The 22,394-nt window shown below is 37.1% G+C and carries 19 protein-coding genes and 2 pseudogenes; 2 read left to right on the top strand and 19 right to left on the bottom strand.

Annotated features, from left to right (window positions below; translation table 11 throughout):
* Nucleotides 1-100: 100 nt before the first annotated feature.
* Nucleotides 101-1,801: an oleate hydratase gene (locus tag LMOATCC19117_RS02605; RefSeq protein WP_003727311.1), complete on the bottom strand. Its 1,701-nt coding sequence runs from the start codon at nt 1,799-1,801 to the stop codon at nt 101-103.
* A 109-nt stretch (nt 1,802-1,910) separates the two neighbouring features.
* A complete protein-coding gene (locus LMOATCC19117_RS02600; protein ID WP_003734776.1) occupies nt 1,911-2,471 on the bottom strand; it encodes a TetR/AcrR family transcriptional regulator in 561 nt (186 codons plus the stop codon).
* Between the two features lie 115 nt (nt 2,472-2,586).
* Between LMOATCC19117_RS02600 and LMOATCC19117_RS15020 the strand changes: the two are divergent.
* Nucleotides 2,587-2,721, top strand: a pseudogene (locus LMOATCC19117_RS15020) (hypothetical protein); the annotation flags it as partial.
* Nucleotides 2,722-2,796: 75 nt separating this feature from the next.
* Here LMOATCC19117_RS15020 and LMOATCC19117_RS02595 read toward each other — a convergent pair.
* The 3 genes and pseudogenes from LMOATCC19117_RS02595 to LMOATCC19117_RS14685 all read right to left on the bottom strand — a co-directional run.
* The gene (locus LMOATCC19117_RS02595; RefSeq protein ID WP_003727314.1) at nt 2,797-3,156 is read right to left on the bottom strand and encodes a DUF3139 domain-containing protein; all 360 of its coding nucleotides are present in this window, start codon (nt 3,154-3,156) and stop codon (nt 2,797-2,799) included.
* A gap of 27 nt (nt 3,157-3,183) precedes the next feature.
* On the bottom strand, nt 3,184-4,011 hold the full coding sequence (locus LMOATCC19117_RS02590) for a hypothetical protein (protein ID WP_012681110.1): 828 nt from the start codon (nt 4,009-4,011) through the stop codon (nt 3,184-3,186).
* Nucleotides 4,012-4,365: 354 nt separating this feature from the next.
* Nucleotides 4,366-4,707 (bottom strand): annotated as a pseudogene (locus LMOATCC19117_RS14685) (hydantoinase/oxoprolinase family protein); the annotation flags it as partial.
* 65 nt (nt 4,708-4,772) lie between these two features.
* Between LMOATCC19117_RS14685 and LMOATCC19117_RS02585 the strand changes: the two are divergent.
* Nucleotides 4,773-5,750, top strand: coding sequence for an HD domain-containing protein (locus LMOATCC19117_RS02585; protein ID WP_003734775.1), 978 nt, complete (start codon nt 4,773-4,775; stop codon nt 5,748-5,750).
* A gap of 82 nt (nt 5,751-5,832) precedes the next feature.
* Here the strand turns inward: LMOATCC19117_RS02585 and LMOATCC19117_RS02580 are convergent, their stop codons facing one another.
* From LMOATCC19117_RS02580 to LMOATCC19117_RS02515, 14 genes are all read right to left on the bottom strand, one after another.
* Nucleotides 5,833-6,075, bottom strand: a complete 243-nt coding sequence (locus LMOATCC19117_RS02580; RefSeq protein ID WP_003734774.1) for a hypothetical protein — start codon at nt 6,073-6,075, stop codon at nt 5,833-5,835.
* A 403-nt stretch (nt 6,076-6,478) separates the two neighbouring features.
* On the bottom strand, nt 6,479-6,826 hold the full coding sequence (locus LMOATCC19117_RS02575) for a hypothetical protein (protein ID WP_003734773.1): 348 nt from the start codon (nt 6,824-6,826) through the stop codon (nt 6,479-6,481).
* A 309-nt stretch (nt 6,827-7,135) separates the two neighbouring features.
* Nucleotides 7,136-7,753, bottom strand: a complete 618-nt coding sequence (locus tag LMOATCC19117_RS02570) for a hypothetical protein (protein WP_003734772.1) — start codon at nt 7,751-7,753, stop codon at nt 7,136-7,138.
* Nucleotides 7,754-8,488: 735 nt separating this feature from the next.
* The gene (locus LMOATCC19117_RS02565) at nt 8,489-8,755 is read right to left on the bottom strand and encodes a transposase (RefSeq protein ID WP_020830750.1); all 267 of its coding nucleotides are present in this window, start codon (nt 8,753-8,755) and stop codon (nt 8,489-8,491) included.
* A 75-nt stretch (nt 8,756-8,830) separates the two neighbouring features.
* The gene (locus LMOATCC19117_RS02560) at nt 8,831-9,136 is read right to left on the bottom strand and encodes an LPXTG cell wall anchor domain-containing protein (protein ID WP_003740435.1); all 306 of its coding nucleotides are present in this window, start codon (nt 9,134-9,136) and stop codon (nt 8,831-8,833) included.
* Nucleotides 9,137-9,163: 27 nt separating this feature from the next.
* Nucleotides 9,164-9,649, bottom strand: a complete 486-nt coding sequence (locus LMOATCC19117_RS02555) for a hypothetical protein (RefSeq protein WP_010958986.1) — start codon at nt 9,647-9,649, stop codon at nt 9,164-9,166.
* Nucleotides 9,650-9,668: 19 nt separating this feature from the next.
* Entirely contained in the window at nt 9,669-10,142 is a 474-nt protein-coding gene (locus LMOATCC19117_RS02550; protein WP_003721252.1) for a hypothetical protein, read from the bottom strand.
* A gap of 65 nt (nt 10,143-10,207) precedes the next feature.
* Nucleotides 10,208-12,277 (bottom strand): BspA family leucine-rich repeat surface protein, encoded by a 2,070-nt coding sequence (locus LMOATCC19117_RS02545; RefSeq protein WP_003734991.1) that lies wholly within the window; start codon nt 12,275-12,277, stop codon nt 10,208-10,210.
* A gap of 135 nt (nt 12,278-12,412) precedes the next feature.
* Nucleotides 12,413-14,260 carry a BspA family leucine-rich repeat surface protein gene (locus LMOATCC19117_RS02540; RefSeq protein WP_014929030.1) on the bottom strand — a complete coding sequence of 616 codons (1,848 nt, stop codon included), beginning with the start codon at nt 14,258-14,260 and terminating at the stop codon, nt 12,413-12,415.
* A 263-nt stretch (nt 14,261-14,523) separates the two neighbouring features.
* Nucleotides 14,524-16,062, bottom strand: coding sequence for a helix-turn-helix domain-containing protein (locus tag LMOATCC19117_RS02535; RefSeq protein ID WP_014929029.1), 1,539 nt, complete (start codon nt 16,060-16,062; stop codon nt 14,524-14,526).
* A 633-nt stretch (nt 16,063-16,695) separates the two neighbouring features.
* A complete protein-coding gene (locus LMOATCC19117_RS02530; RefSeq protein ID WP_003728092.1) occupies nt 16,696-18,246 on the bottom strand; it encodes a hydantoinase/oxoprolinase N-terminal domain-containing protein in 1,551 nt (516 codons plus the stop codon).
* Nucleotides 18,239-19,339: a DUF917 domain-containing protein gene (locus LMOATCC19117_RS02525; protein ID WP_003728093.1), complete on the bottom strand. Its 1,101-nt coding sequence runs from the start codon at nt 19,337-19,339 to the stop codon at nt 18,239-18,241. Before LMOATCC19117_RS02525 ends, LMOATCC19117_RS02530 begins: the two co-directional genes overlap by 8 nt.
* Nucleotides 19,340-20,623, bottom strand: a complete 1,284-nt coding sequence (locus LMOATCC19117_RS02520) for a cytosine permease (protein WP_003725189.1) — start codon at nt 20,621-20,623, stop codon at nt 19,340-19,342. It lies immediately after the preceding gene.
* A gap of 134 nt (nt 20,624-20,757) precedes the next feature.
* Complete coding sequence (locus LMOATCC19117_RS02515; protein ID WP_003740428.1) at nt 20,758-22,353, bottom strand: PucR family transcriptional regulator; 1,596 nt, start codon at nt 22,351-22,353, stop codon at nt 20,758-20,760.
* Nucleotides 22,354-22,394 lie beyond the last annotated feature (41 nt).

Genomic DNA, 22,394 nt, shown 5'->3' with positions numbered 1-22,394 from the left:
TTTATGGTTCACAAGCAATGCTATTTCGTAAATATCAGCCGTTTGTCCTGTCTCGCACAAAAAAAGTAGCTATTCTGTCACAAATAGCTACTTTCTCACTTTATCTAAACATGGTTTGGGTTGCTTTCGCTAGCACTTTTGGATCACGATTATGTGGTGTTACTGGGCAGATTTTTTTGTCAATATCAAGTAACGTATACACGGCGATTCTAGCAGCACGAACGGAATATTCTTCGGTGAAAACCATATCTTTTGGAATTTCCACAAATTGGCTAATCATCGCAAAGTTTGTACTACCTTCTGGAACAACGGCCGGACGATCACTCATTGCCCGTGGTTCAAATTGCGCATCGATGTATGGCATGTAGCACGGAATTACATTGATAATATCCGCTTTAATTTCTTCAAAATCGTCTTGCCAGTTCAAATGACACATTAATTCATATAAAATTTCTTCCCCGGTACATTCTTTCATCGGTTTTTTCACGAAATCACCCACGCGGTCTGGATATAATCCGTAACCCCAGAAAATCGTAGTGTTTGCATCTTGCGCTTTAAAATGAGGTTGTGCGGCAACAACAGTACTCATTAACCAATTAGAGTCTTTGAAAGTCATGAGCGCACCACTTCCTGGAATGTTCCCTGTGAAGCGTTCAATGCGTTTTAATAATTTATCACCATGACAAGTGACGGTAAAACTTTGCCAGTTTGTTTCTTCTTCATGACCAAAAAATGGCTCTGGATTGCCTAAATTTGGTTTCTTTTGAGCGACTTTGTACCAAAGCTCACCAGAAATTGGTTTTTCTTCAGGTTTTGGTGCCGGCGTATTCATATCACCAAGAGTCGCGCTATCTGTCATACAAGCATTCGTCATAATCACATCATCATCTGGGCCAAGTTTGATAGTGGATCCATCCGATAAATGAAGTGCTGTCGCTGTAATTCCAGGCGCATCTTTGAAATCAATATCTTCCACCGTTTGATTAATTGTAAAATCAACATGGTGTTTATCTAAAAATGTTTTTAAAGGTAAAATCAAGCTTTCGTATTGGTTTAGAGGGGTTCTTGTTACACCTTCCAGCGTATCAATCCGACTAAATTCTAACATCATCCGATTCATATAACGTCTAAATTCAAACAAGCTGCTCCATTTTTGGAAAGCAAAAGTGGTTTGCCACATAAACCAAAAATTCGTTTCAAAAAAGTGTTCGTCAAACCAATCACGTATCGTTAAATTATCCAGTTTTTCTTCCGGAGTAGCGAGCAGTTTCGTCATCAACATCCGGTCATTATTATTAAATCCCATCGAATGCGCATCGAGGATATTGCGATCTTTATCAACTAATCTCGCTTGCGCATGGGTTGGATGTAAATGGTCAAAATTCAAAATCTCTTCAGTAACACTAAAGTTCGGCATATCAAGCGACGGAATACTACTAAATAAATCCCAGAAATTTTCATAAGTTTCTTCATTTAACATCCGACCACCGCGACAAACAAAGCCATGTTCCACGCTTCCGGCTCCGTCATTACTTCCGCCTAAAATATGCATACCTTCAATAATATGAATATTTTTCCCATCAAAATTGGCATCACGAATTAAATAAACAGCCCCCGCCAAACTAGCAATCCCGCCACCGACGAAATACACTTGTTTGTCGCCGTAATAGCGCGCCTTAATTGCTTCATCCACTGCCCGTTCTTTTTCAGCGGCCTTTTGTTCAGAAATTTTCTTTGCGGCAATACCTGTTCCAATTGCAGCCCCAGTTAGAGCGACTAGCGTACGTTTTTTATTTTTCATCACTATCTCCTCCAATTTCTTGATACAGATAGTATACCTCGCCTCGTTCGCTTTTAATCTGGGCAAAAGAACGCTTATGTCTGGTTTTTAGACAAATTAGCCATATTGTCTAGTTTTCGCGGTACATGCTGTTTGCCAAAAATTCCGTATCCTTCGCAAGTCGAAATAGCTGGTTCGCAATCGTTTCCGGTGCCTCTTTAAAACCGCGCGTAATCCATTTAATCAGTACACCCGAGCATCCGTAAGAAAAGAATTCCGCATAAAATACCCGATCTGCCTCGTTCACCGCTCCATTCGTATCAATTTTTTCAAATAAATCCATAAACAGCGAATTCGTTAATTTAGAAAAGCAAAAAGAAAGGATACTCGCATCCGCCGAAACCGTGTTTTTATAGAAATCATCATTTTCTTTAATCGATTCCAGCATTTTCAGCACATGCTTATCCCAATTTTCAAGCGTAATCCCATCCGCCAAACAATGGAAAAAGTCATTTTCATACGTCCAAGTAAGCAAATCGTATTTATCTGTAAAATGATAGTAAAAAGTTTGCCGATTAAGTCCACAAATATTCGTAATATCCGCAATACTAATCTTTTCAAACCGCTTATGCTGACAAAGCTCCATCAGCCCACCAGCAATCGCTTTTTTAGTAATGAGTGATTCCGCCATGGCATCCGCCCCGTTTCGTTTGTTTGGGTTAATTGTATCTCAGGTGGGGTTGGAATTGCTAGGGAAAGCATGGGAGAGGTTGGTGCTTTATTATCTCCTTGAATGAAAATGATAGATTTTAGTTGAACTAATCCAAAGCTTTTTGGCTTCCCGGCTAGCTCGCGTGCATTAAGGTGTCTCAAGTTATTTAGTAAATTCACTTTGGGACCTTAGCCGGCTTGATTATTCGATCGGCGTGATACTTTTTATGTGGAGCTTATATAAAAGTAATACAAAAAAGTAAGCAGTAGTAGCACTGCTTACTTAAAATGCTTGGGTTTCTGCTTTAATCCTTTTGCTCTTGTAGTGGTGGATGCTTCACTTGGTCATCTTCTTGACTCGAGCCATCTTTAAAAACAAGTAGATTAATATGGTAAGGCGTATTCCTTTTACTATTGTAGTTGTATTCATACACTAAATTAGGGTCATCCTTAAACACTATCGTGACATAGTATCCTCCTCTAGTCCAATCTTTTTGAATATCCCTCGTTTTAACTTGCGTTGAATTTATCTTTTGCGCTGCTAAGTAATCATCTACTGCTTCATTTGCTGTATGTTTAGGGATTGCAAACCAATAAATATATCCGATAATGCAAATAATTAACACTAATCCAATCGTTATCCACCACTTTTTATACTTTTTCATTCAGCGACACTTCCTAATACATGAGATTTATTTAAAGTATTTCACTTGTTGTGGCTTATATGCTTTTGAAAAATAGTTTGGTAAATCATACACAGTAACTAAGGACGGAAATACTTGCACAACAGGCTTATTTCCTGTTCCGAAATAATAGGCTTGAAGTACAATTTTAGAACAATAAGTAGGGTTCTTACTATATCGACTTCCTGTCATACCGTATTTTGGGAAAATATTTTGTTTGGATGTGCCTTTGGTGGAATAATAGTTTTTGTCCGCCCAATTGGCTGCGGCATTAGCAACAGAACTATCCTTCAGGCGATAAACTTTTACCCATCCTTCTGGATCATAATCACTCATCCATTTACTTGTAGGTACTTGCCTTGTCGTTTTTCCAGCCCCAGGAATATCTAATATATACTCATTCCCATTCGCAATAGCAGCATGTCCCAATAATCCGGAAGAAGATGTTCCATTTGTAATCAGAATGTCCCCTTTTTTAATATTATAACCTTTATACACACCTTTAAGCATTGGCTTCTGTGGAACTTCTTCCCAATTTTCATCTACTACAGGAGGTTGTCCATAGTTGTTTAACTTTATCCATTCTTCATACGACAATGATGCATCATAGACACCATCTTTTAAACCATCTTGATAGACTTGATTATACTCACTTTCATTCTCTTTTATCCATGTTTCTAAGCTTACATCTGCTTTATTAATAATCCCTTCAGATACTCCCTGTTGATACAATGCGTCATAATCCACTTTTGTTTCCGCCTGAGCCATCTGCGGAGATAGCAAAATCCCACTTACTAACAATAATGCTGTAATAATACCTATTAACCTTTTTTTCATTATGCTCCCTCTTTTCTATGCATTAATCAAATAGTTGTTCCTACTAAAACCATAGCATAGAAAATGAATGTATAACCAAAAATGTAATGAAATGTCCGATTCTTGTCATGAACGACCTATTTTAGGCGAAAATCAATACATTAAGAATTGATTTACTTAAATTTATGTTCAAAATAACACAAATTGTGTCAATATACATAATTTTATACATTGAAAAATAAAATAAGCCATTTAAACCTTCTAATAAATAACCTATTTCATATAGAACCATAATCCCACGTGTATAAACCGTATTTTTATACACGTGGGATTACTTTATAAAAAATGATTGGAATGTTCCACTATTTACTTCCCTTAAACCAAATTCCCCACAACTTTCATGCGCAACCTGGGCGCATTAGCCAGATGATGCACCAATGGGATTTCTTCCACTACTTCAACCGAGTCAGTCACTGTACCGGCCAAGGTTACTTATTCTCTCGCTTTTGCTCGCCATTTTGCAGCGCTTCATCCCGCTTGATTTGGGAAATAGATTCGCCGATTGCGTTGGCAACTAGGTCGATTTTATCGCGGAAAATTTGTGCAACAACAGAGGTTTCGTCTGGAATAATTACACTACCGAACTGTTTTTCATTTTATCAATCGCATCTTCGGTCATTTCAGTAATTTTTTATAAGCTTTCTCAGCAAAATTGGAATTGCTAGGGAAAACATGGAAAACGTTTGTTCGCTAATATATAATTAAAAAAAGAGGTGAATATGATGAAAATAACAGACCCGCTCTACGGAACATTTGAAATAGAACCTGTTTTGGCTGAACTAATCCAGAGCCCATTGGTTTCACGGCTAGCATACGTGCATCAAGGTGGCTCGAGTTATTTAGTAAATCCGCTTTGGGACCTTAGCCGGCTTGATCATTCGATTGGTGTGATGCTTTTTATTAGGAAGTTCGGTGGCTCTTTGGAGGAGCAAATTGCTGGCTTACTGCACGACGTATCGCACACTGCTTTTTCGCATGTGGTGGATTATGCGCTTGATTTTGAAGAGGAAGATTATCATGAGCAGATTTTTGAGGACTTTGTAAAAACTTCGACGATTCCTGCCATTTTAGAGAAGTATGGTTATTCTTTTGAAGGGATTTTTGATGATATTTCGAAGTGGAAAATTTTGGAGCAAGAAGCCCCGGAGCTTTGTGCCGACCGGATTGATTACACGCTGCAAGATTTGTATCGCCATAGGAAAATTAGTTTGGCTGAGGTGGAAGAATTTTTGCAGGCTTTAGTAATGGTGGATGGGCGGCTTTATTTGGCAAATATCGCTCTTGCAGAATGGTTTGTTGCGCAATATTATTCGGAAGTGATTGATTATTTTTATGATCCGCTGAATGTTTATAGTTATGAGATTTTGGCTGAAGCAATGCGCATTGCGTTTCAGCAGGAGACGATTACAACCGCGGATCTTCGGTTGACTGATACTGAATTGTTAGCTAAATTGAATGCGAATTCGGATGCTCGGGAGAAGATTCAATTGCTCGCGAGTGCCCATTTGGAAGAAAATGAGGCGGACTTTACTTATCATCATAAGAAGAAAATGCGTTTGATTAATCCGTCTATTTTAGTGGATGGGCGGCTTATTCCGGCGGATGAGCTTTCAGAAAAAGTACGTAAAATGAATGATTGGGCATCTGAGAGAAGTAAGCACGGCATCTACATAAAAGCAACCAAAAAAAGTAAGCAGTAGTGACACTGCTTACTTGAGAGGTTTGAGTTAACAATACTCCTATTTAGTTTGGAACATCCATCTATTCATATATTTACATCCGTTAGACTAATACAATAATTAAACTTAATAGAACTACTAACACGCCTTCAAATAACATAGTGCTCCAAAGATATTCTTTTTTCTTCACATTTACTATACCTGTCGCTAAGAAGCAGATTAAAAGAATGATGTGAAGCCAAATTGGAAAAGCAATGCCAGTATTATTACTAACCATAGAAATACTCATGTAAATGCATACTATTGTCCAAACGATTAATGTACTTGTTAAAATTATTCTTTTCACTATACTATTACTCCTTAATATGCTTTGGAATTAAAGAACCAATTTCCTACATTTTTTAGTTGTTAATCTATTTTTTGCCTTTAAGTGTACCTATTGCACGTACATCCTGATATTTAAAAGCATATATTTTCTTACCATAGCTTGTTGGAACTAATCCTGTTATGCGATACTGCTTACTTGATAGTCTAAAGTTAATTTACACAGATTAAACACTTTTATTTGAATATACGAGTTCACTTTTTGTATTTCTTATTAAATTCATTGTGTACGTTTGCACATTTTATACAAACATATACTCTTATTTATAATATGTCTTTTTTATCATTTTTATAGTTATAGGTTAATTTTTACTGTTTGTGATTATATTTCCTTATAGCAATTTAAGTACAGCAATAATGTTCTTTTATTGCTCCATCGTTTTAAAATTATTTAGAAATTGAATTCCTTTATTTAATTCTTTCTCAATATCGCTCCATTGACTTGTTTCATCATCATACCAAGAATAGATAATTTTAACTTTTCCATCCATCAAAGAAACTACTTCAAATGAAATATAGCGATATGGGGCATAAGTAGGTTCTTCAACTACAATTTCTGCCATGCATTTGTCATTATCCAGTTCTACAACATAACCGTCTTTTTCATCCTTTATAATTGTTAATTTTATATTATTTTCCTTCAGATTTTCTTTTTTTGAATCTATCAATTGGATTACACTCAATCGAATGCCGCTATATGTATCTTTTTGCATAATTACGTTCCTCTCAAATTTTATGATTCAAGCTAAAGCTTCTAAAGAACGAGTCACTTCTTCTCTAATTTGCTTTTCACTGTAGTAAACATTAGGTAATTTCAAATCTTATTCACTATCAGAGAATCTAGCTGCCATATCAGACACATTCCCTAAAATTGTGTATTCTTCCATAGAAGAAACTCGTCTAAAATACGGAATAACATTTCCATAAAACAGAAAAAGAGAAGACTTTTTCTTCCCCAGTCTAAGACCTTGCTAATCTTTGAGCAAGGTCTTTTAGTTTATACTAGTTTTTTTAATAATGCCCTACCACATTCGTTTAGTCTGGGATGTTTTTTTAACTAGCTTAGTTAAACTAGCATTGGCATAATAATAAGAATCATACTTATAAAATTGATAACCACTAGTACGATATTGTTTCACTCTAACATATAATGTTTTCGCCCCCATTGATCGAGCAGCATCAATAATTGCAACTATTCCAAAGATTGGACCTGTAATTGGCATGAATGATAGAATCCCCAATGCAAGACTTCTCATATTGCCTTGTGTGGTTGTATTATACTTAGTTGTTTGAACATATATCCATTTAGAAGCTTTCAGTAACCGAGGCTGAGTGGCGATATTTATGCCATCTTCAATGTCTAAAGGAGGTGCTTCTAGTTCAAGCTCATTATCTACATAAACGTTACCTTCTTCATCCCTATGTACATTTTCTATTGTACCATCATCAGATGTAATTACCCCGTTTTCTTCGTCATTCATTTCAATTTTTACAGTTTCGCCCGTCTTCTTATCTTCAATAACTAAAGTATTACCTGTTTGGGTTGCTATAAAATTTTCTCCGTCATATGATTCAGTAGGAGTGTTCTCTGTTTCTGATGCATAAGTTGCCAGTGGCAGAACCGAAAGAGACATTAACATAACTGATGCTAGTACTATAATGATTTTTTCATGGTTATCTCGCTCCCTTATTATGTTTTTTTAGACAGATACTTATTATACAAAAACCAATTGAATAATGTACCTAACAACAAAAGTATCCCTGCAACCCATATAAAGCTTTGATTCATATAGACATATGAAACATATAGACCAACAATAACTAGAATAAGAATCCCGAAAAACACACCAATAATAATTTTTTTCATTTTATCCATCTCCTTTACCTAAAAGCGCGACATCCCACGCTACAATACTTTTGTTTTTTTCTTAAAGTACTTCAACTATATATATGTATCCGCTTACATTAGTAATGTTACAATGATGTTACTAATATGTCAAGTTGATATAATCACAAGTGGGCTCCTGAAAGATTTCTTTATTAAATCATTTGCCCATCAATTTAAATTTAATTCTTCATAATTTGCTTCCAATCCGCCACATTACTCAAAGCAATCATTGATTCTTCGTTATCAGTATTGATTTTAAGCAATTTTTTATTTAATTTCCACTTTAGTATAACTATACTATTAAATCATTGACACCTAAATTTACAAAATTAAATTCTTTATACTAGCTATTTCCCATTGTCTATTTAGGGTATACCCTTTTTTTACATGAATCAACTGTACCAAAATATAAAAGCAAAAAAGAGAAGATGAAATTATCATCCTCTCTCTCATACTACCTATCAATCAATACTTAAAATCATCCCTCTCAAGGACTTTCCAACAGATTGATTGCTTCATTTAAAAACAAAATCTCTTCTTCTAATTTGTTTTTTTGCTGTTTTAATTCTCTTACCTGTAGGAAAGTCTTCACCTCTTTGGTTTCCAGTTTATCGGCATCATGTAACTTCATCCATTTGTGAAATTCGTAACGAGGAATACCATACTCCCTGCAGATAGACTGTATGGTAGACCCCCTAGAGTATAAAACCAGTAGGCTTTTTTGAATTTCTTCTCCATATTCAATTCGAGCCATACCTGTCACTTCCTATCTAACACAGAAATTTTTATTCCCTTTTTACTTACTACATTATGATGATGTCACAGGGGGTTATTCCTTCTTCTTCCTTTTTCTTTGCATTATCAACCAAATAAGGACGAGCACTAAACCCAATAAGGTATAGTTAGTTACTGTATCACCTGCTTTAGGTAATATGGGTTGTTTGTTATCCTTATCTGAAGAGGCTGCCAGTTCTTTTTTAGGAATCTCCTGTATGTTTTCTTCACTGACATCCAAATCGTCCTCTGAAATGAACACCTCAACCACTGTTTGACTAGCTTGAACTCGTTCAGGCGATAAGAGGAACATCCCACAAAAGCTGATTAGTACCATTGCCAGAACTAATTTCCTTTTCAAGAAATGCACAACTCCTTTCGTAATTTCTTATTTAAAAGCAGCTGTAAAAGTTAACGTTGTTTGATATGCTCCAGCTTTTTTGTCTCCTTGAGGGTTTCCAATTTGAATTTTACTTACTTCTGTTTCCTCCATCGCATAACCTGAAAAGCTTCCAATGACGGGATTAGCCATGGGTACTACACTATTATTACTCTTAAAACTACTAGTTATTACGTCCGAAATAGCGCCAACCCGTTGTAATTCAATCTCTCCATCGGCTGATAATCCACTAGATAATGTCACCTCTACTTCTTTTCCTGGTTCTAAGTTACGATTGATTGTTTTCACAGACATTTCTGTGGCGTTATCATTAGATAAATTTACTTTTTCTGGTACAACTAAGGTATAATCTCCTTCAACAGAATATTCCACTACTGTATTTCCTTCTTTATCTGCCGCGTAGGCTGTCCCTCCGCTAAAAATCACCATACCCATTGCTGCCACACTTAACGTACTTAATACTAATTTATTCATAAAAAATTTCCTCCTTTGTCTAGACGACAACTAATTTTAAATTTATTTCAGACCCGTTTAAAGGTGACTGATCGTTTAAAGAAAAACATTCATATTTTAACACTGCGTTTTCATATTCGCCTACCGCTAACGTTTTTTCTAATTCAATGGAATACATACCTTTTCCTGGTTCGATTAAATCGGATATCCATAGAACCGAACCATCTGGATGAATAAGCGATATTTTGAAGTAACAATCATTAATTTCCGGATTATGGAAATTCACTGCTTGTTTTGTTTCATTTGCATACAACGTCACTTTTTCAAACCCTGGAATGGCGATTGTATTTTCTTCTCCACTTGTATCCTTCTGTTTTTTCCCGTTCCAATCAACGGCAGAATGGTCTACATCCAACAGATTTATTTTATCCTTGAATAGAAAATAACTACTGATTCCAATGACACTTACTAACAATAGTAGTAAGGATATGATCACTACTCTTTTCTTCTTCATAGGTAACCTCCAATTTATTCATAACCACAGGACTGTGACATGATCACTAGTCTGGCTAATTTACATCATTCATACTTAATCGAAAATACGACGTTCCCCGTATATTTTCCAGCCTGGATGTTCTCTGGTGCTTCAATAACCATGACTGCCTCGCCTTCTGTTATTTCCGAACCTGGGGCTAGGGTTAAAATGGCTTTTTCTGGATTAGTTTCTGACCCGTCCCAACTCAGTGGTGCCAAACATTGGACTGTTGTGTCTGCCGTATTGGCTAAAGTTAGCTTGTTGCTCTCAGAAATGGTTGTTTCCTCATAATTCAAACCTACGGATAAAGTTTTACTCCCTCGATTAATCCCTTGTACTTTCAATTCGGAAGCTTCATTTAAGGAAATAGACGCTGGAATAATCACCGTGTAGTTTTCTACCCATTTGGCGTAAATAGTTGTAGATACAGCAGCAGGCAATGAAAAATCAAACTTATTAGTGAAATTTTGATCAAGATACCACCCGTCAAAGTAATGTCCTTCTTTTACTGGAATCACTTCTTCCCAGTACTCCCCAGAAATTTTATTTTGTACTTTTTGTTCTTCCGCATCTTCAAATTCTCCACCCATCGCATCCATTGTTAGAGAAAGGAAAGCGCCTTTTCTATAGCCAATAGGTTCACTTTGTTGCCTGTGATATGTCTGTAGTTGCGAGAGATTAGAGAACTGTACCCAATTCTTTTCGTCATACCAGCTTGTATTTTCTAACCCATTAAAATTGCTTACATTGTGACTGACAAACAAGTAGGTTAGGGAGGTGGTTCCAGTAAACATATCTGTCGAGCTTGCTGCATGTGTAAAATTATCTAGAAATAAAGATTTTAACGCTGTACAATTTTTAAACATGGTACCCATGTTAGTCACTGAACTGGTATCAAAGGTACTTAAATCAAGCTTCTCCAGTTTTTCATTATCAGAAAACATGGCAGCCATATTAGTTACTGAACTCGTATCAAAATTACTTACATCTAACGCTTCAAGACTAGTACAACCAGCAAACATGGCACGCATATCAGTTACTAAGCTCGTATTAAAATTACTTACATCCAACTTCTCAAGGGCGCTACAATTTCTAAACATTTGAACCATTTCAGTAGCGGAACTGGTATCGAAATTACTTACATCTAGTTTCTTCAGTTTTTCACAGCCATTAAACACTCTATACATATCAGTTACTGAACTCGTATCAAAATTACTTACATCCAGCTCTTCAAGACTAGTACAATCTTCAAACATGGCATACATATTAGTTACTGAACTCGTATCAAGGTTGCTTACATCCAGCACCTCAAGGTTTCTATTATCATAAAACATGTAAGACATATTAGTTACTGAACTCGTATCAAAATGACTTACATCCAGTTCCTCAAGTGCCCTACAGCTGTTAAACATATCCCACATAGTAGTTACCGCACTAGTATCAAGACCACTCAAATCAACCTCCATAAGGTTGGAACAATTTTTAAACATACCTTCCGTAGTGAGTAAAGATGGTGCTGTCGGATAATTATTATCTCTAATGATAACTTTTTCAATTCCTGAACCATAAAATGCGAGTGCAAAAGACGTCACTCTAGATAGATTCGAACGTTCAATTCTCACACTCTCAAGTACTGTGAAAACATTATTTCTAAAATACGATGAGAAATTTCCTGTCAAAGTAGCTTCTTCAATCTCTATATGTTTAATTCTGTTCAAATAACTATTCCAAGCGGTTGGTTTACTACTTGGCACGTTACCAAACATATGCAAGCTATATTCACCGTTCACAGTATTACGATAAATTGTCCAAAAATCACCTGAGTTTACTACTGTTAAATCCGAATCATCCGAATCAGCAATAAGCTGCTCAAGAACATCTGGATTTTGCACCAAATCATCCGTAGTTGGGGCTTCTTCTAGATTCTCGACCTCTGCCGGTTTGTCTTGCGCGACTTCTTCTGTAATGAGATTAGAGGTATAAAGAGAACCCAGCTCAACCTCTGGAAGTTTATTTATTGTATCCCTTTCTTGTGCGATAGAAACATTAGCGCTCCCAAAAGCAATGAAAATAACGGTAACGATTAGGATGACTCGCATGGAAAGCTTCTTCATCAGCTCCCCTCCTTCTTCCGTAATTAGTTTCTAGTTGCTAAACATTCTAGCTGTTATTTTATTATAGAGGAGTAAGGGGGTACCTCTAGCCATAAAATTTTAACTTCTTAAAATTTTATGGCTTGCTTAGCAAAGTTATTCATAGTTAACCGAAAATACTAGATTCCCTGTATATTTTCCCGCCTGGATATTTTCTGGCGCTTCAATAGCCATGACTGCATCGCCTTCTGTTATTTCCGAACCTGGCGCTAGGGTTAAAATGGCATTTTTTGGATTAGTTTCGGAACCGTCCCAACTCAGTGGTGCCAAGCATTGGACTGTTGTGTCTGCCGTATTGGACAAGGTTAGCTTGTTGCTCTCAGAAATGGTTGTTTTTCCATAATTCAAGCCTACGGATAAGGTTTTACCCCCTCGATTAATCCCTTCTACTTTCAATTCGGAAGCTTCATTTAAGGAAATAGAAGCTGGAATAATCACCGTGTAGTTTTCTACCCATTTGGCGTAGATAGTTGTAGATACAGCAGCAGGCAATGAAAAATCAAACTTATTAGTGAAGTTTTGATCAAGATACCACCCGTCAAAGTAATAATCTTCTTTTACAGGAACTATCTCTTCCCAGTATTCCCCAGAAACTTTATTTTGTACTTTTTGTTCTTCCGCATCTTCAAATTCTCCACCCATCGCATCCATTGTTAGAGAAAAGAACGCGCCTTTTCTGTACCCTGTAGGTTCACTTTGTTGTTTATTATATGTCTGTAGTTGCGTGATATTCGAAAACTGTACCCAATTCTTTTCGTCATACCAGTTTGTATTTTCAAGACCAATGTTCTCAAGCTTGGTGAATCGATGACTAAAGCGTAAATAGGATAACAAAGGAGTATTCCCAAACATGTTATTCTTATTAGTTGTTATATTATCATCAAATTTATCTAAGTATAAAACTTTTAGATTCGTGCATCCCTGAAACATGGTTTGCATATTTCCAACCGAACTCGTATCAAAACTGCTTAAGTCTAGCTCTTCAAAACTAGTACATCCTTCAAACATACTATTCATGCGAGTTACTGAGCTCGTATCAAAACTGCTTAAATTCAGTTTCTCAAGCGATTTACAATATTGAAACATCATCTGCATAAAAGTAACAGAGCTGGTATCAAATTTGCTTACGTCAAGTTCTTCCAGGTTAGTACAATCCGCGAACATATAATCCATATTAATAACTGAACTTGTATCAAAATCAAAGTTACTTAGGTTCAATATTTTAAGGTTTTCACACCCCTCGAACATCCTTTCCATTGTGGTTACAAAACTCGTATTTAAACCACTTAAATCAAGCTCTGATAGATTTTTCGCCATAAAAAACATTTGCTTCGTATTTGTTAAAGACTGCGAATTAGAATAATAGTTATTTTTAATGATAACCTTCTCAAGGGATGAATTAGAAAACGCCTGTTGAAAAGATGTCACTCCCGATAAATCAGACCCTTCAATTCTAACGCCCTTTAATCCAATGAACCAACCAAAATAACCAACAAAATCACCTGTCAAAGTAGCTTCTTCAATCTCTATATGTTTAATTCTTTTTAAATAATTATTCCAAGCGGTTGGTCTACTGCTTGGCACGTTACCAAACATGCGCAAGCTATATTCACCGTTCGCAGAATTATAATAAAGCGTCCAGTAAGCACCTGAGCTTACCACTGTTAAATCTGAATCGTCCGAATCAGCAACAGACCTCTCAAGAACATTTGGATTTTGCATCAACTCATCCGTAGTTGGGATTTCTTCTAAGTTCTCGGCTTCGGCTGGTTTTTCTTGCGGGACTCCTTCTGTAATGACATCAGAGGTATCCAGAGAACCCAGCTCCTCTTCTGGAAGCTTATTCGTTGTGTCCCTTTCTTGTGCGATAGAAACATTAGCGTTCCCCAGTGCAATAAAAAGCACAGAAATAATAAGAACCACTCGCATGGAAAACTTCTTCATCAGCTCCCCTCCTTCTTTCCTAATTAGTTTCTAGATGCCAAACTTTCTAGCTGCAACTTAATTATAGAGGAGTCGAGAAGCATTTCTGGCCATAAAATTTTAACTTCTTAAAATTTTACGGCTTAGTTGGTGTGTTTACTTTTTCCATTAGTATTGTACAAATGAAAAATAGAAATAAAAAAATCCGAGTAACGATCATTACTCGGACAAGACTTTGGTTTTCCATTTAAACATTTTCCATATCCATTCCAACAAGTATTTCCCTAATCTTTTTTATTAGCAATAAATTTTTTTCTCGCTATTTTCGCCAGATTATCATTAATTTTGACATAATCAGATTCTAGCCATCTAGTATTTACATAGATTATTGGCTGATTGATACGTAAAGAGGTCAACACTTCTGGAGACACGGAAAAATCACTTATATATAAGTCCACCACCGGATCGACCTGATTAAGTATTTCCAGATTGTAGTAACTAGAAAAATACCTCATAAAATCAAATACGGCTGTTTCATTAGATATGGTCGATAAAATAGTTACTTTAATAGGCAAGGTGTGTATAGAAAAATCAATCCGCTTATCCAAAATGATCAGATAATCTGAAGTAAGTCTTTCTTCAAACGGTTTTAATGGATCCATTTCTTTTAAATTTACTAATTGGCTAATTAATGGTTCTAGGTGATTCACTTTATGGATTTTTCTTATATTTCGATCAAGATCTGTATACCCTGGCACAATATTATTGAACTTATTGATTAAATTATCAAGTAAGAAATATCTATAATTTATACTCGCAAAGGAGTAACGGAGCAATTCCATCTCTTTCTCTGAAAATGGAATAGAGAGATTATTATTTACTTGTTCACTGGCAAAATCAACTAGTTTCATGAAGCCCATTTCTTCTAACTGTTCATCCATGTAGAAAAAAGAAGGCATTTTTTCAATCGAAGAATAACTACCGAAAGCAACAATGGTACTCAGTATAATTTGCGTCGTGTAGGTCATTTCTTTATAGTTCCTATTAGGAAGTTGTTTCGCTACTTTTTTAATGAACGCACTTTCTGATTTCTTAGACTCCTCGGTGCAAGCCTTATATAGGGCCACTTTAAACTGCCTAGTTGTATCAATTTGACAATTCATTCGATCTCTTAATAAATGCATAGCGACATAATAATGAATCATCATCGCCTTATCTATCGAGTTTGCTCTATAAATTTCTTTTGGGCAACTCTCTAATATGTCGGTGATTTCATCATATCGAACAAAAGAAAAGGGCCAACGATCCCCGCTATATGCGACTAAAAAAAGGAAGGCATAGAATATTCTTAATGAAAATTCATCCCCCGTTATTTCTACCTGATTTCCTGTAGAAATAGACAAGTTCCGTTCACTTAGCTCTTCATTCAATTCCTTTATTTCTTTCTTTATCCCAGAATAAGAAACATGTACTTTTTTTGCCAATGCTTGTAGATTAGGGAAGGAAGACAGCAACAAAGTTTCGAGAATTTGAAATTTGGGTGACTCTCTAATATAGGCGTTGATAATGAGTTGAATACTACAATTATCCGATATTTTTAAGGTATAGGACAAATTTGGCGCGGAGTGAACAATCGAAAACGCTTTATATCCAAATCGTTCAATATCAAAATTAATTGTTTTAATCGTAGAAATGAGGGTTGGATACGTAATGTTCAAATCATTTAATAGTTCCTCTTGTGTACTTGTATGATTTTCCGCATAAAAAATCTTCTCAAGAAGCGCTACCTTTTTTTGGCTTTTTGAATCTAAATATTCTCTCATTAAAACACTTCCTTTGAATGTTCTTTTTATGTAAAATCCATATAACTGCAATAAGATGTTTCTCTAAGTCATCGTATCTGCTCCATTGGCTCTTGTTACTAATTGTTTCTTTTCCAGTTCAAAGTCCACTTCCGGGGTTCCCTCTAGCTCTTCCACCAATGGTAATTGATTCTATTCAAATAAATTCAGCCATTCGTTTCGAGTGAGATATTCATGATTTTGATACTTCACCTTGTTTTTTGCGCGCTATTCAGGCACATATGCTTTATCTATAATAACATCTTTCGGACTACTACCCAATCCAAAAAAGTCATGTGAAAAATACGGAACAAACGGTAATATTTCAATTGATTTAGAAGTGAATGACGCGCGGCAAGCTTTTGTTCGGTTCCTTTATTCATTTATTTACCCTACTAGAATATTTTTAGTTAGCGTTTGGGTTGTTTTTCTAGATAATTAGTATAAGAATTGATTTATTTAAATCCATGTCTAAAATAACACAAATTGTGTCAATATACATAATTTTATACATATGGGATTACGTTATACAAAAATAGACTGGAAGCAAAGTAATTTCTTACTTTGTTTCCAGTCTGAAGTCAGCAATGCACTACTATTTACTTCTTACTTCCCTTAAACCAAATTTCCCACAACTTTCACGCGCAATCTGGTTGCATTACCCGGATGATACGCTAATGGGATTTCTTCCACTTCCACCACTTCAATCGAGTCAGTCACTGCACCGGCTAGAGTTGCTTGTTCTCTCGCTTTTTGTTCGGCATCTTGGAGCGCTTCTTCCCGCTCGATTTGAGAATAGATGTAGATTTGTTCGTATTGTCCGCTGATTTGGGAAATGGATGCGCCGATTGCGTTGGCTACTGGGCCGTTTTTGTCGCGGAAAATTTGTGCGACACCAGAGATTTCGTCTGGAATAATCACGCTACCACCGCCAACAAGTACTAGACTTACACTCCCCGAACTGGTTTTCATTTTATCAATCGCATCTTCGGTCATTTCAGCAATTTTTTTATAGGCTTTTTCGGCAAAATCGGTTGGGATATGTGCGACTAATTCAGGGTTACCGATTTCTGCCCTACCTAGACGAACCGCGATGTCGGTAGTGGTCATCGTTTTACCTCCGAAAACTAGTGCTTCTTCGGAAATACGGTAGCCAACGCTATCTGGTCCGATTGTTATGTCGCCATCTTTTTCGCGAACGATACTTCCTCCACCAAGTCCGATGGAAATAATATCTGGCATTCTAAAGTTGGTACGCACTCCGCCAACATCAACCGCAAGCGAGGACTCTCTAGGGAAACCATCCGTCAGCACTCCAATATCAGAAGTCGTGCCACCAACATCGAGAACCATCGCGTCTTTAAGTCCCGCCAAGTAGGATGCGCCGCGGATACTGTTCGTTGGTCCACAAGCAATTGTCAAAATCGGGAATTGTCTTGCATAGTTTAGTGACATTAAAGTCCCGTCGTTTTGGCAAAGATAGATTTCAGCATGCGCAATTCCTTCTTGTTCTAGTGCTTTTTCAAAACCATCACTCGTTGCCGCAATAACTTTGAAAAGGGCTGCGTTTAAAATCGTCGCATTTTCGCGTTCAATCAGTCCAACAGAACCTACGGAAGAGGAAATCGAAACCGGAATATCTGCGCCTAGTTCTTCTTCAATAATTTTTTGAACAGCTAATTCCTGATCGTTTTTCAAGGAAGAAAAGACGCCAACAACTGCGACGGATTCCACTTCACCTTTCCAACTAGCTAAGGTTTCACGGATTTCTGCTTCGTTGATTTCTGATAGCACCTGACCATCATACTCATAGCCGCCACCAGTTAATTTATATTTTCCAGATAAAAAGCCAACCATGTCTTCCGGCCAAGCTGTATATGGTAAAACGGATGCTGTTGCAGGATAGCCTAAACGAAGAACGCCAACTTTTGCTAATTTTTTACGTTCCACAATCGCGTTCGTACACTGGGTTGTTCCAAGCATGGCGTGCGTTACTTTCGAGCGATCAATGCCCGTTTCGCTCAATACGCGATGAAGTGACTCAGTAATTCCTGTTTCAATATCTTCACTCGTTGGCATTTTTACACTATGAATGAGTTGTTGATTTTCATCTAAAATAACGGCATCGGTGTTTGTACCACCAACGTCAATTCCAATTTTATACATGACGGCGTTCCTCCTTTTTGACAAGTTCTTCTAGTGGTTCAAAATCGACATCATAGCCGAAATAGCGCGGTCCAACTGTTTCGATACCTTTGTCCGTTCTCCAAGCATCATCAGCTGGTAGTGCCATCACGCGGACACGTTTTCCGTATTTGAGCGCTTCCGTCGTTACCGGCATCAGCGTTTCAAGGTCTACCATACAAATTAAATCTGGTGTAATTGCTATCGGTTCGCCATTTTTCTCCGCAACAAGATTTTCGTTTTGGAAATGAACAATGACTTCGCTACCTGTGTCTTTGTTTAGTCCGTCGATTTTCACACGACCAAAGTTGAAGCCTGCACGCGTTTCCCGAACTACATCGGTAATTTTCCCTTCGAATAAATGATAACCGTGCGTTACATCTAATAATTTTTGTAGTTTTTCTGCTTCGTCCATCGAAGTTTCACGGATTACTTTACCGATTTCTTCAGATAGCGTCACGATATTTTTAATACTACTTTGCTTAATTTGCGCGCCGTTACACGGATACAGGCTCACAAGAGAACTCGCGCCCATTTCGACCGTTGTCACACGTGCAAGTCGTTCGGTCCATTTATTATCAATCGTTTCCATGATGCCAATATTACCTTTTTCATCGGTGATAGCCATTGGTGTTGCGGAAATCCCGTCTAGATGGAACGTCACCATTTGTAGTTCTGGAAAAGCTCGGCCCATGCCGTCACAGTCCACCATTGGCAAACCTAGTTGAGCCGCCACAACGATTGGGATCATTGAGTTTACTCCACCAGCTTCCATTGGAAATGTTCCTTTTACTTCTTTGCCTACATATCTACCTAATTTTTCAAATACACGAACGAATTCGTCGCCTTTAGGAAATTTTTCAATGAGTACAGACGGTGCCCCCATCATCGCGGCTGGAATGAAATAATCATCATCCGCAATTTCTTCTGGGGATAACAGTTTAATTGGTCCATGTTTTTTAATTGCAGTTAATGCCATCATCTTGCCTATATATGGATCTCCTCCGCCACCAGTGCCAAGAAACGCAGCACCAATCGCGATATTTTCAATAGCTTGTTCATCTAAATAACGCATTTATTTTCCCTCCAAGTTTTCTACATTGTTGGTTTTCCCGCTCAGCACTTTCGCTCCGATCAAGTAAACAGCCAGCGACAAGATAATACCGATAAGTGGTTGATTTGGTAATTGTGGTAGCTCCGGGAAAAATGTCAAAATGACTGGAATCCCCGCAATGACTGCACCAACTAGCCAAGAACTTACACCCAGCCAGTTGACACCTGGTACTGGCGCCCATTTGGATTTATCTCCTTTTTGGACAATCCAGTAAGAAGCAATCATTACTCCTGCAACGGGTGGTACCATTGCTGAAAGTACGGACATAATTGGAACAAAGTGGTTTAAAATTCCGATAACCGCGAGTATTGTTCCAAGTCCGCCTGCAACTGCCACTGCTACTTTGTGATATTTTTCAGAGATGTTAAATACATTGATAATCGCAATACCTCCCGAAAAGGCATTTACTGCGTTTGTTGTCCATGCAGCAAGTATCAAGCCGATAATACCAAGAACTGGTAATCCTAAGTTTGTAAATACGACAGAAATATCTGCTGTACCCGCCGTAAGTGCAAGTACCGCTCCAACCGTAATCATAAGCACACCTGATGGCAAAATCCCGACAATAGCTGCTTTTACAACATCTTTACGCGATTTTGTATATTGAGAATAGTCTCCTGCAATTACTGCCCCTAACGCAAATGAGCCAATTGTAATTGCTAGTCCTGTCATAAACGACATACTTCCTGCTGGTTTATAGTTTTCCACAATAGCTAGTCCGCCATCGTTTAAAGAAACAACAAGTCCGTAAATACATACAAATAGTAAAACTGGAACTGCGATATAATTTAAAATACTCAAAATACGAATACCATAAATAGCTGAAAGTAACATGATAACTCCCCAAATTAAGGAAGAAACTGGTACTGGAAGATTAATTCCATAAATACCTAGAAACTGTGAGAATGCTGCACCACATACATTGGCTTGAATACCAAACCATCCTAGACAAGCAATCGCTAAAAGAATAGATATGATTTTTTTCGACCCTTGTTCTCCAAAAACCTGTGAAGCTACACTAACTGCTGGAATACCTAAATCGCTACTTTGCATTCCTTGATATATCATAAATAAGACAATAACGCCGTATCCTAAAAGTGCTATTAAAATTGCTTCCCAAAGAGGCATACCTGAAATTAAAGTTCCTCCAACTAGTAGACTCGGTACACAAATCATTGCTCCGGTCCATACAAATGCTAAACTCTGCCAGGATTGCGTTTGCTCCACTGATTTCTTCTCTGTCATTATGTTCCGCCCCTTTTTTCTTGAATTTGTTATATTAATGACTAATTATATAAGAACTAGCTATCATTTGTATTTATCAGAATTGAAAAAAAATAGCGCAATCTTTGTCGTTTTGGACAAAAAATGCACTATTTTTATTTATTATTGTTATTTCCACCAAGAATCCGTCGAATCGCCACTGCTAAATAAAGGTTGTAGGATTCTGGGATTTTAGTCGCCGGATATTGCAATAACTCATTTATCCGTTGTATTCGATATTTAATCGTATTTTTATGCAGGAATAGTAGTTCAGCTGCTTGATTATAATTGGATTCACCTTCCAGTAAAAACACAGACAGCGTTTCAATTAGTTCATCATTATCCTCTAAAGGCTTTAGTGGCCTCATTTGTTCTGCAATTGCTAGTTCTCCTCGATCTACTATTTCCACACATTTTGCTGCGAAATCAATTTCTTGAAGAGAATAAATGGACTTGTTCGCATAAATCGCATTTGCCGCATTTTTATATTCATTAACGAGCGAATAAGCGCTTTGCACATCTGACGTTTGCTCCATTCCTTGGCAAACGGTAATTTTCAAGTCTATCCCATGTTCTTTCATCATCATCGCAAACTCATTGGCTGTATGCGTCCGGTCCCGCTGCGCCACTGAATTATCAAGTAAAACAACGATATTGTCTTCAAATAAATCAATTAATGAAACTTGGAAGTGACTAGCTACAAAACTTTTCAGTTCAGCTAAAACTTGCTCATTGTCGCGAATTTCTTCGGTTTTTACAAGCCACATCCATTTAATAGAAGAAACATCCACATTTAAAATCTTACCAAGTCGCCGCATTTTGACACTTTCATCATTTAAAATGGCTTTCATCAGTTCAGCTGTACTGATTTCGACATAGTTTCTGCCCCATAAATTCATAAATACTTGGACTACTTCGGTAATTTGCATGACTACATCGGCTGTTAATACGCCTTTTTCTTTCATCATAAATAAGTGCATCGCTTGCATACCGTCTTGAAAAATCGGTTTTCTGGCCGTATAAAAATCGCGTTCATCCAAGGTAAGCTGTACAAGCTCATGTTCACCGATTTGTTTAGATGCCTCAATTATCCGTTCAAAATCCCAGTGGCGCGTTCGTGGCCAAGTGATAGAATTAATTACTTGGAAAGAATTATCCGTTAAGACGAGCGAAGTATGCGTTCTATCAGACAAAATTTTCAGTGTGGTATCTATATTTCGTTGTGGCGGTCGCACACTCGAAATCTGTTCTAATGACTCGGTTACAAAGTTGGTATCTGTCATTTCTTGCTTCACAATCGCTTCGACTACTTCATAAATCACTTCGCTATATCTAAGTGACATCTCGTTTTCCGGCATCACGATAATGGTAAAATCAAGTTCATTTGCAAAATCAATCAGTTTTTGATCCATTTTCGGCACAAAAATTCCCACGTAGTAAAGAATTAAAGCAACTTCGCCAACCTTATGTAATCGCTCAATTGTCCGACACTGTGCCTCAACATCGTCACGAATATTCACAAAAGCCGATACAACTATTTCACTGCCATAAAATTCATCATTATCAAATAAATCATCTTCTAAAAGAGCTACCTCTGTATATTCTAAAACAGAAATAGACGAAACAAGCTTAGATAATCCAGATTTTCCAGAGACTACTTTCGCTTCTTTTAAAGATGGTAATTTCATTAAATCTGCCAATTTTACGCTCAAAGTTCGCCACCTCCAGTTATTCTAAGTGTAAACAATCTCCT

It is taken from the genome of Listeria monocytogenes ATCC 19117 (assembly GCF_000307025.1).
GTDB lineage: Bacteria > Bacillota > Bacilli > Lactobacillales > Listeriaceae > Listeria > Listeria monocytogenes_B.
Note: the sequence above shows the minus strand (reverse complement) of the source record. Positions and strands in the feature narration are given on the sequence as shown.

Bases quoted from the DNA above. Each gene is read 5' to 3' on its own strand.
- LMOATCC19117_RS02600 (WP_003734776.1), bottom strand. From the start codon at position 2,471: ATGGCGGAATCACTCATTACTAAAAAAGCGATTGCTGGTGGGCTGATG.
- LMOATCC19117_RS02595 (WP_003727314.1), bottom strand. From the start codon at position 3,156: ATGAAAAAGTATAAAAAGTGGTGGATAACGATTGGATTAGTGTTAATT.
- LMOATCC19117_RS02530 (WP_003728092.1), bottom strand. From the start codon at position 18,246: ATGTATAAAATTGGAATTGACGTTGGTGGTACAAACACCGATGCCGTT.
- LMOATCC19117_RS02565 (WP_020830750.1), bottom strand. From the start codon at position 8,755: ATGGCTCGAATTGAATATGGAGAAGAAATTCAAAAAAGCCTACTGGTT.
- LMOATCC19117_RS02605 (WP_003727311.1), bottom strand. From the start codon at position 1,801: ATGAAAAATAAAAAACGTACGCTAGTCGCTCTAACTGGGGCTGCAATT.
- LMOATCC19117_RS02590 (WP_012681110.1), bottom strand. From the start codon at position 4,011: ATGAAAAAAAGGTTAATAGGTATTATTACAGCATTATTGTTAGTAAGT.
- LMOATCC19117_RS02585 (WP_003734775.1), top strand. From the start codon at position 4,773: ATGAAAATAACAGACCCGCTCTACGGAACATTTGAAATAGAACCTGTT.
- LMOATCC19117_RS02550 (WP_003721252.1), bottom strand. From the start codon at position 10,142: ATGAAGAAGAAAAGAGTAGTGATCATATCCTTACTACTATTGTTAGTA.
- LMOATCC19117_RS02575 (WP_003734773.1), bottom strand. From the start codon at position 6,826: ATGCAAAAAGATACATATAGCGGCATTCGATTGAGTGTAATCCAATTG.
- LMOATCC19117_RS02535 (WP_014929029.1), bottom strand. From the start codon at position 16,062: ATGAGAGAATATTTAGATTCAAAAAGCCAAAAAAAGGTAGCGCTTCTT.
- LMOATCC19117_RS02545 (WP_003734991.1), bottom strand. From the start codon at position 12,277: ATGAAGAAGCTTTCCATGCGAGTCATCCTAATCGTTACCGTTATTTTC.
- LMOATCC19117_RS02540 (WP_014929030.1), bottom strand. From the start codon at position 14,260: ATGAAGAAGTTTTCCATGCGAGTGGTTCTTATTATTTCTGTGCTTTTT.
- LMOATCC19117_RS02520 (WP_003725189.1), bottom strand. From the start codon at position 20,623: ATGACAGAGAAGAAATCAGTGGAGCAAACGCAATCCTGGCAGAGTTTA.
- LMOATCC19117_RS02555 (WP_010958986.1), bottom strand. From the start codon at position 9,649: ATGAATAAATTAGTATTAAGTACGTTAAGTGTGGCAGCAATGGGTATG.
- LMOATCC19117_RS02570 (WP_003734772.1), bottom strand. From the start codon at position 7,753: ATGTTAATGTCTCTTTCGGTTCTGCCACTGGCAACTTATGCATCAGAA.
- LMOATCC19117_RS02525 (WP_003728093.1), bottom strand. From the start codon at position 19,339: ATGCGTTATTTAGATGAACAAGCTATTGAAAATATCGCGATTGGTGCT.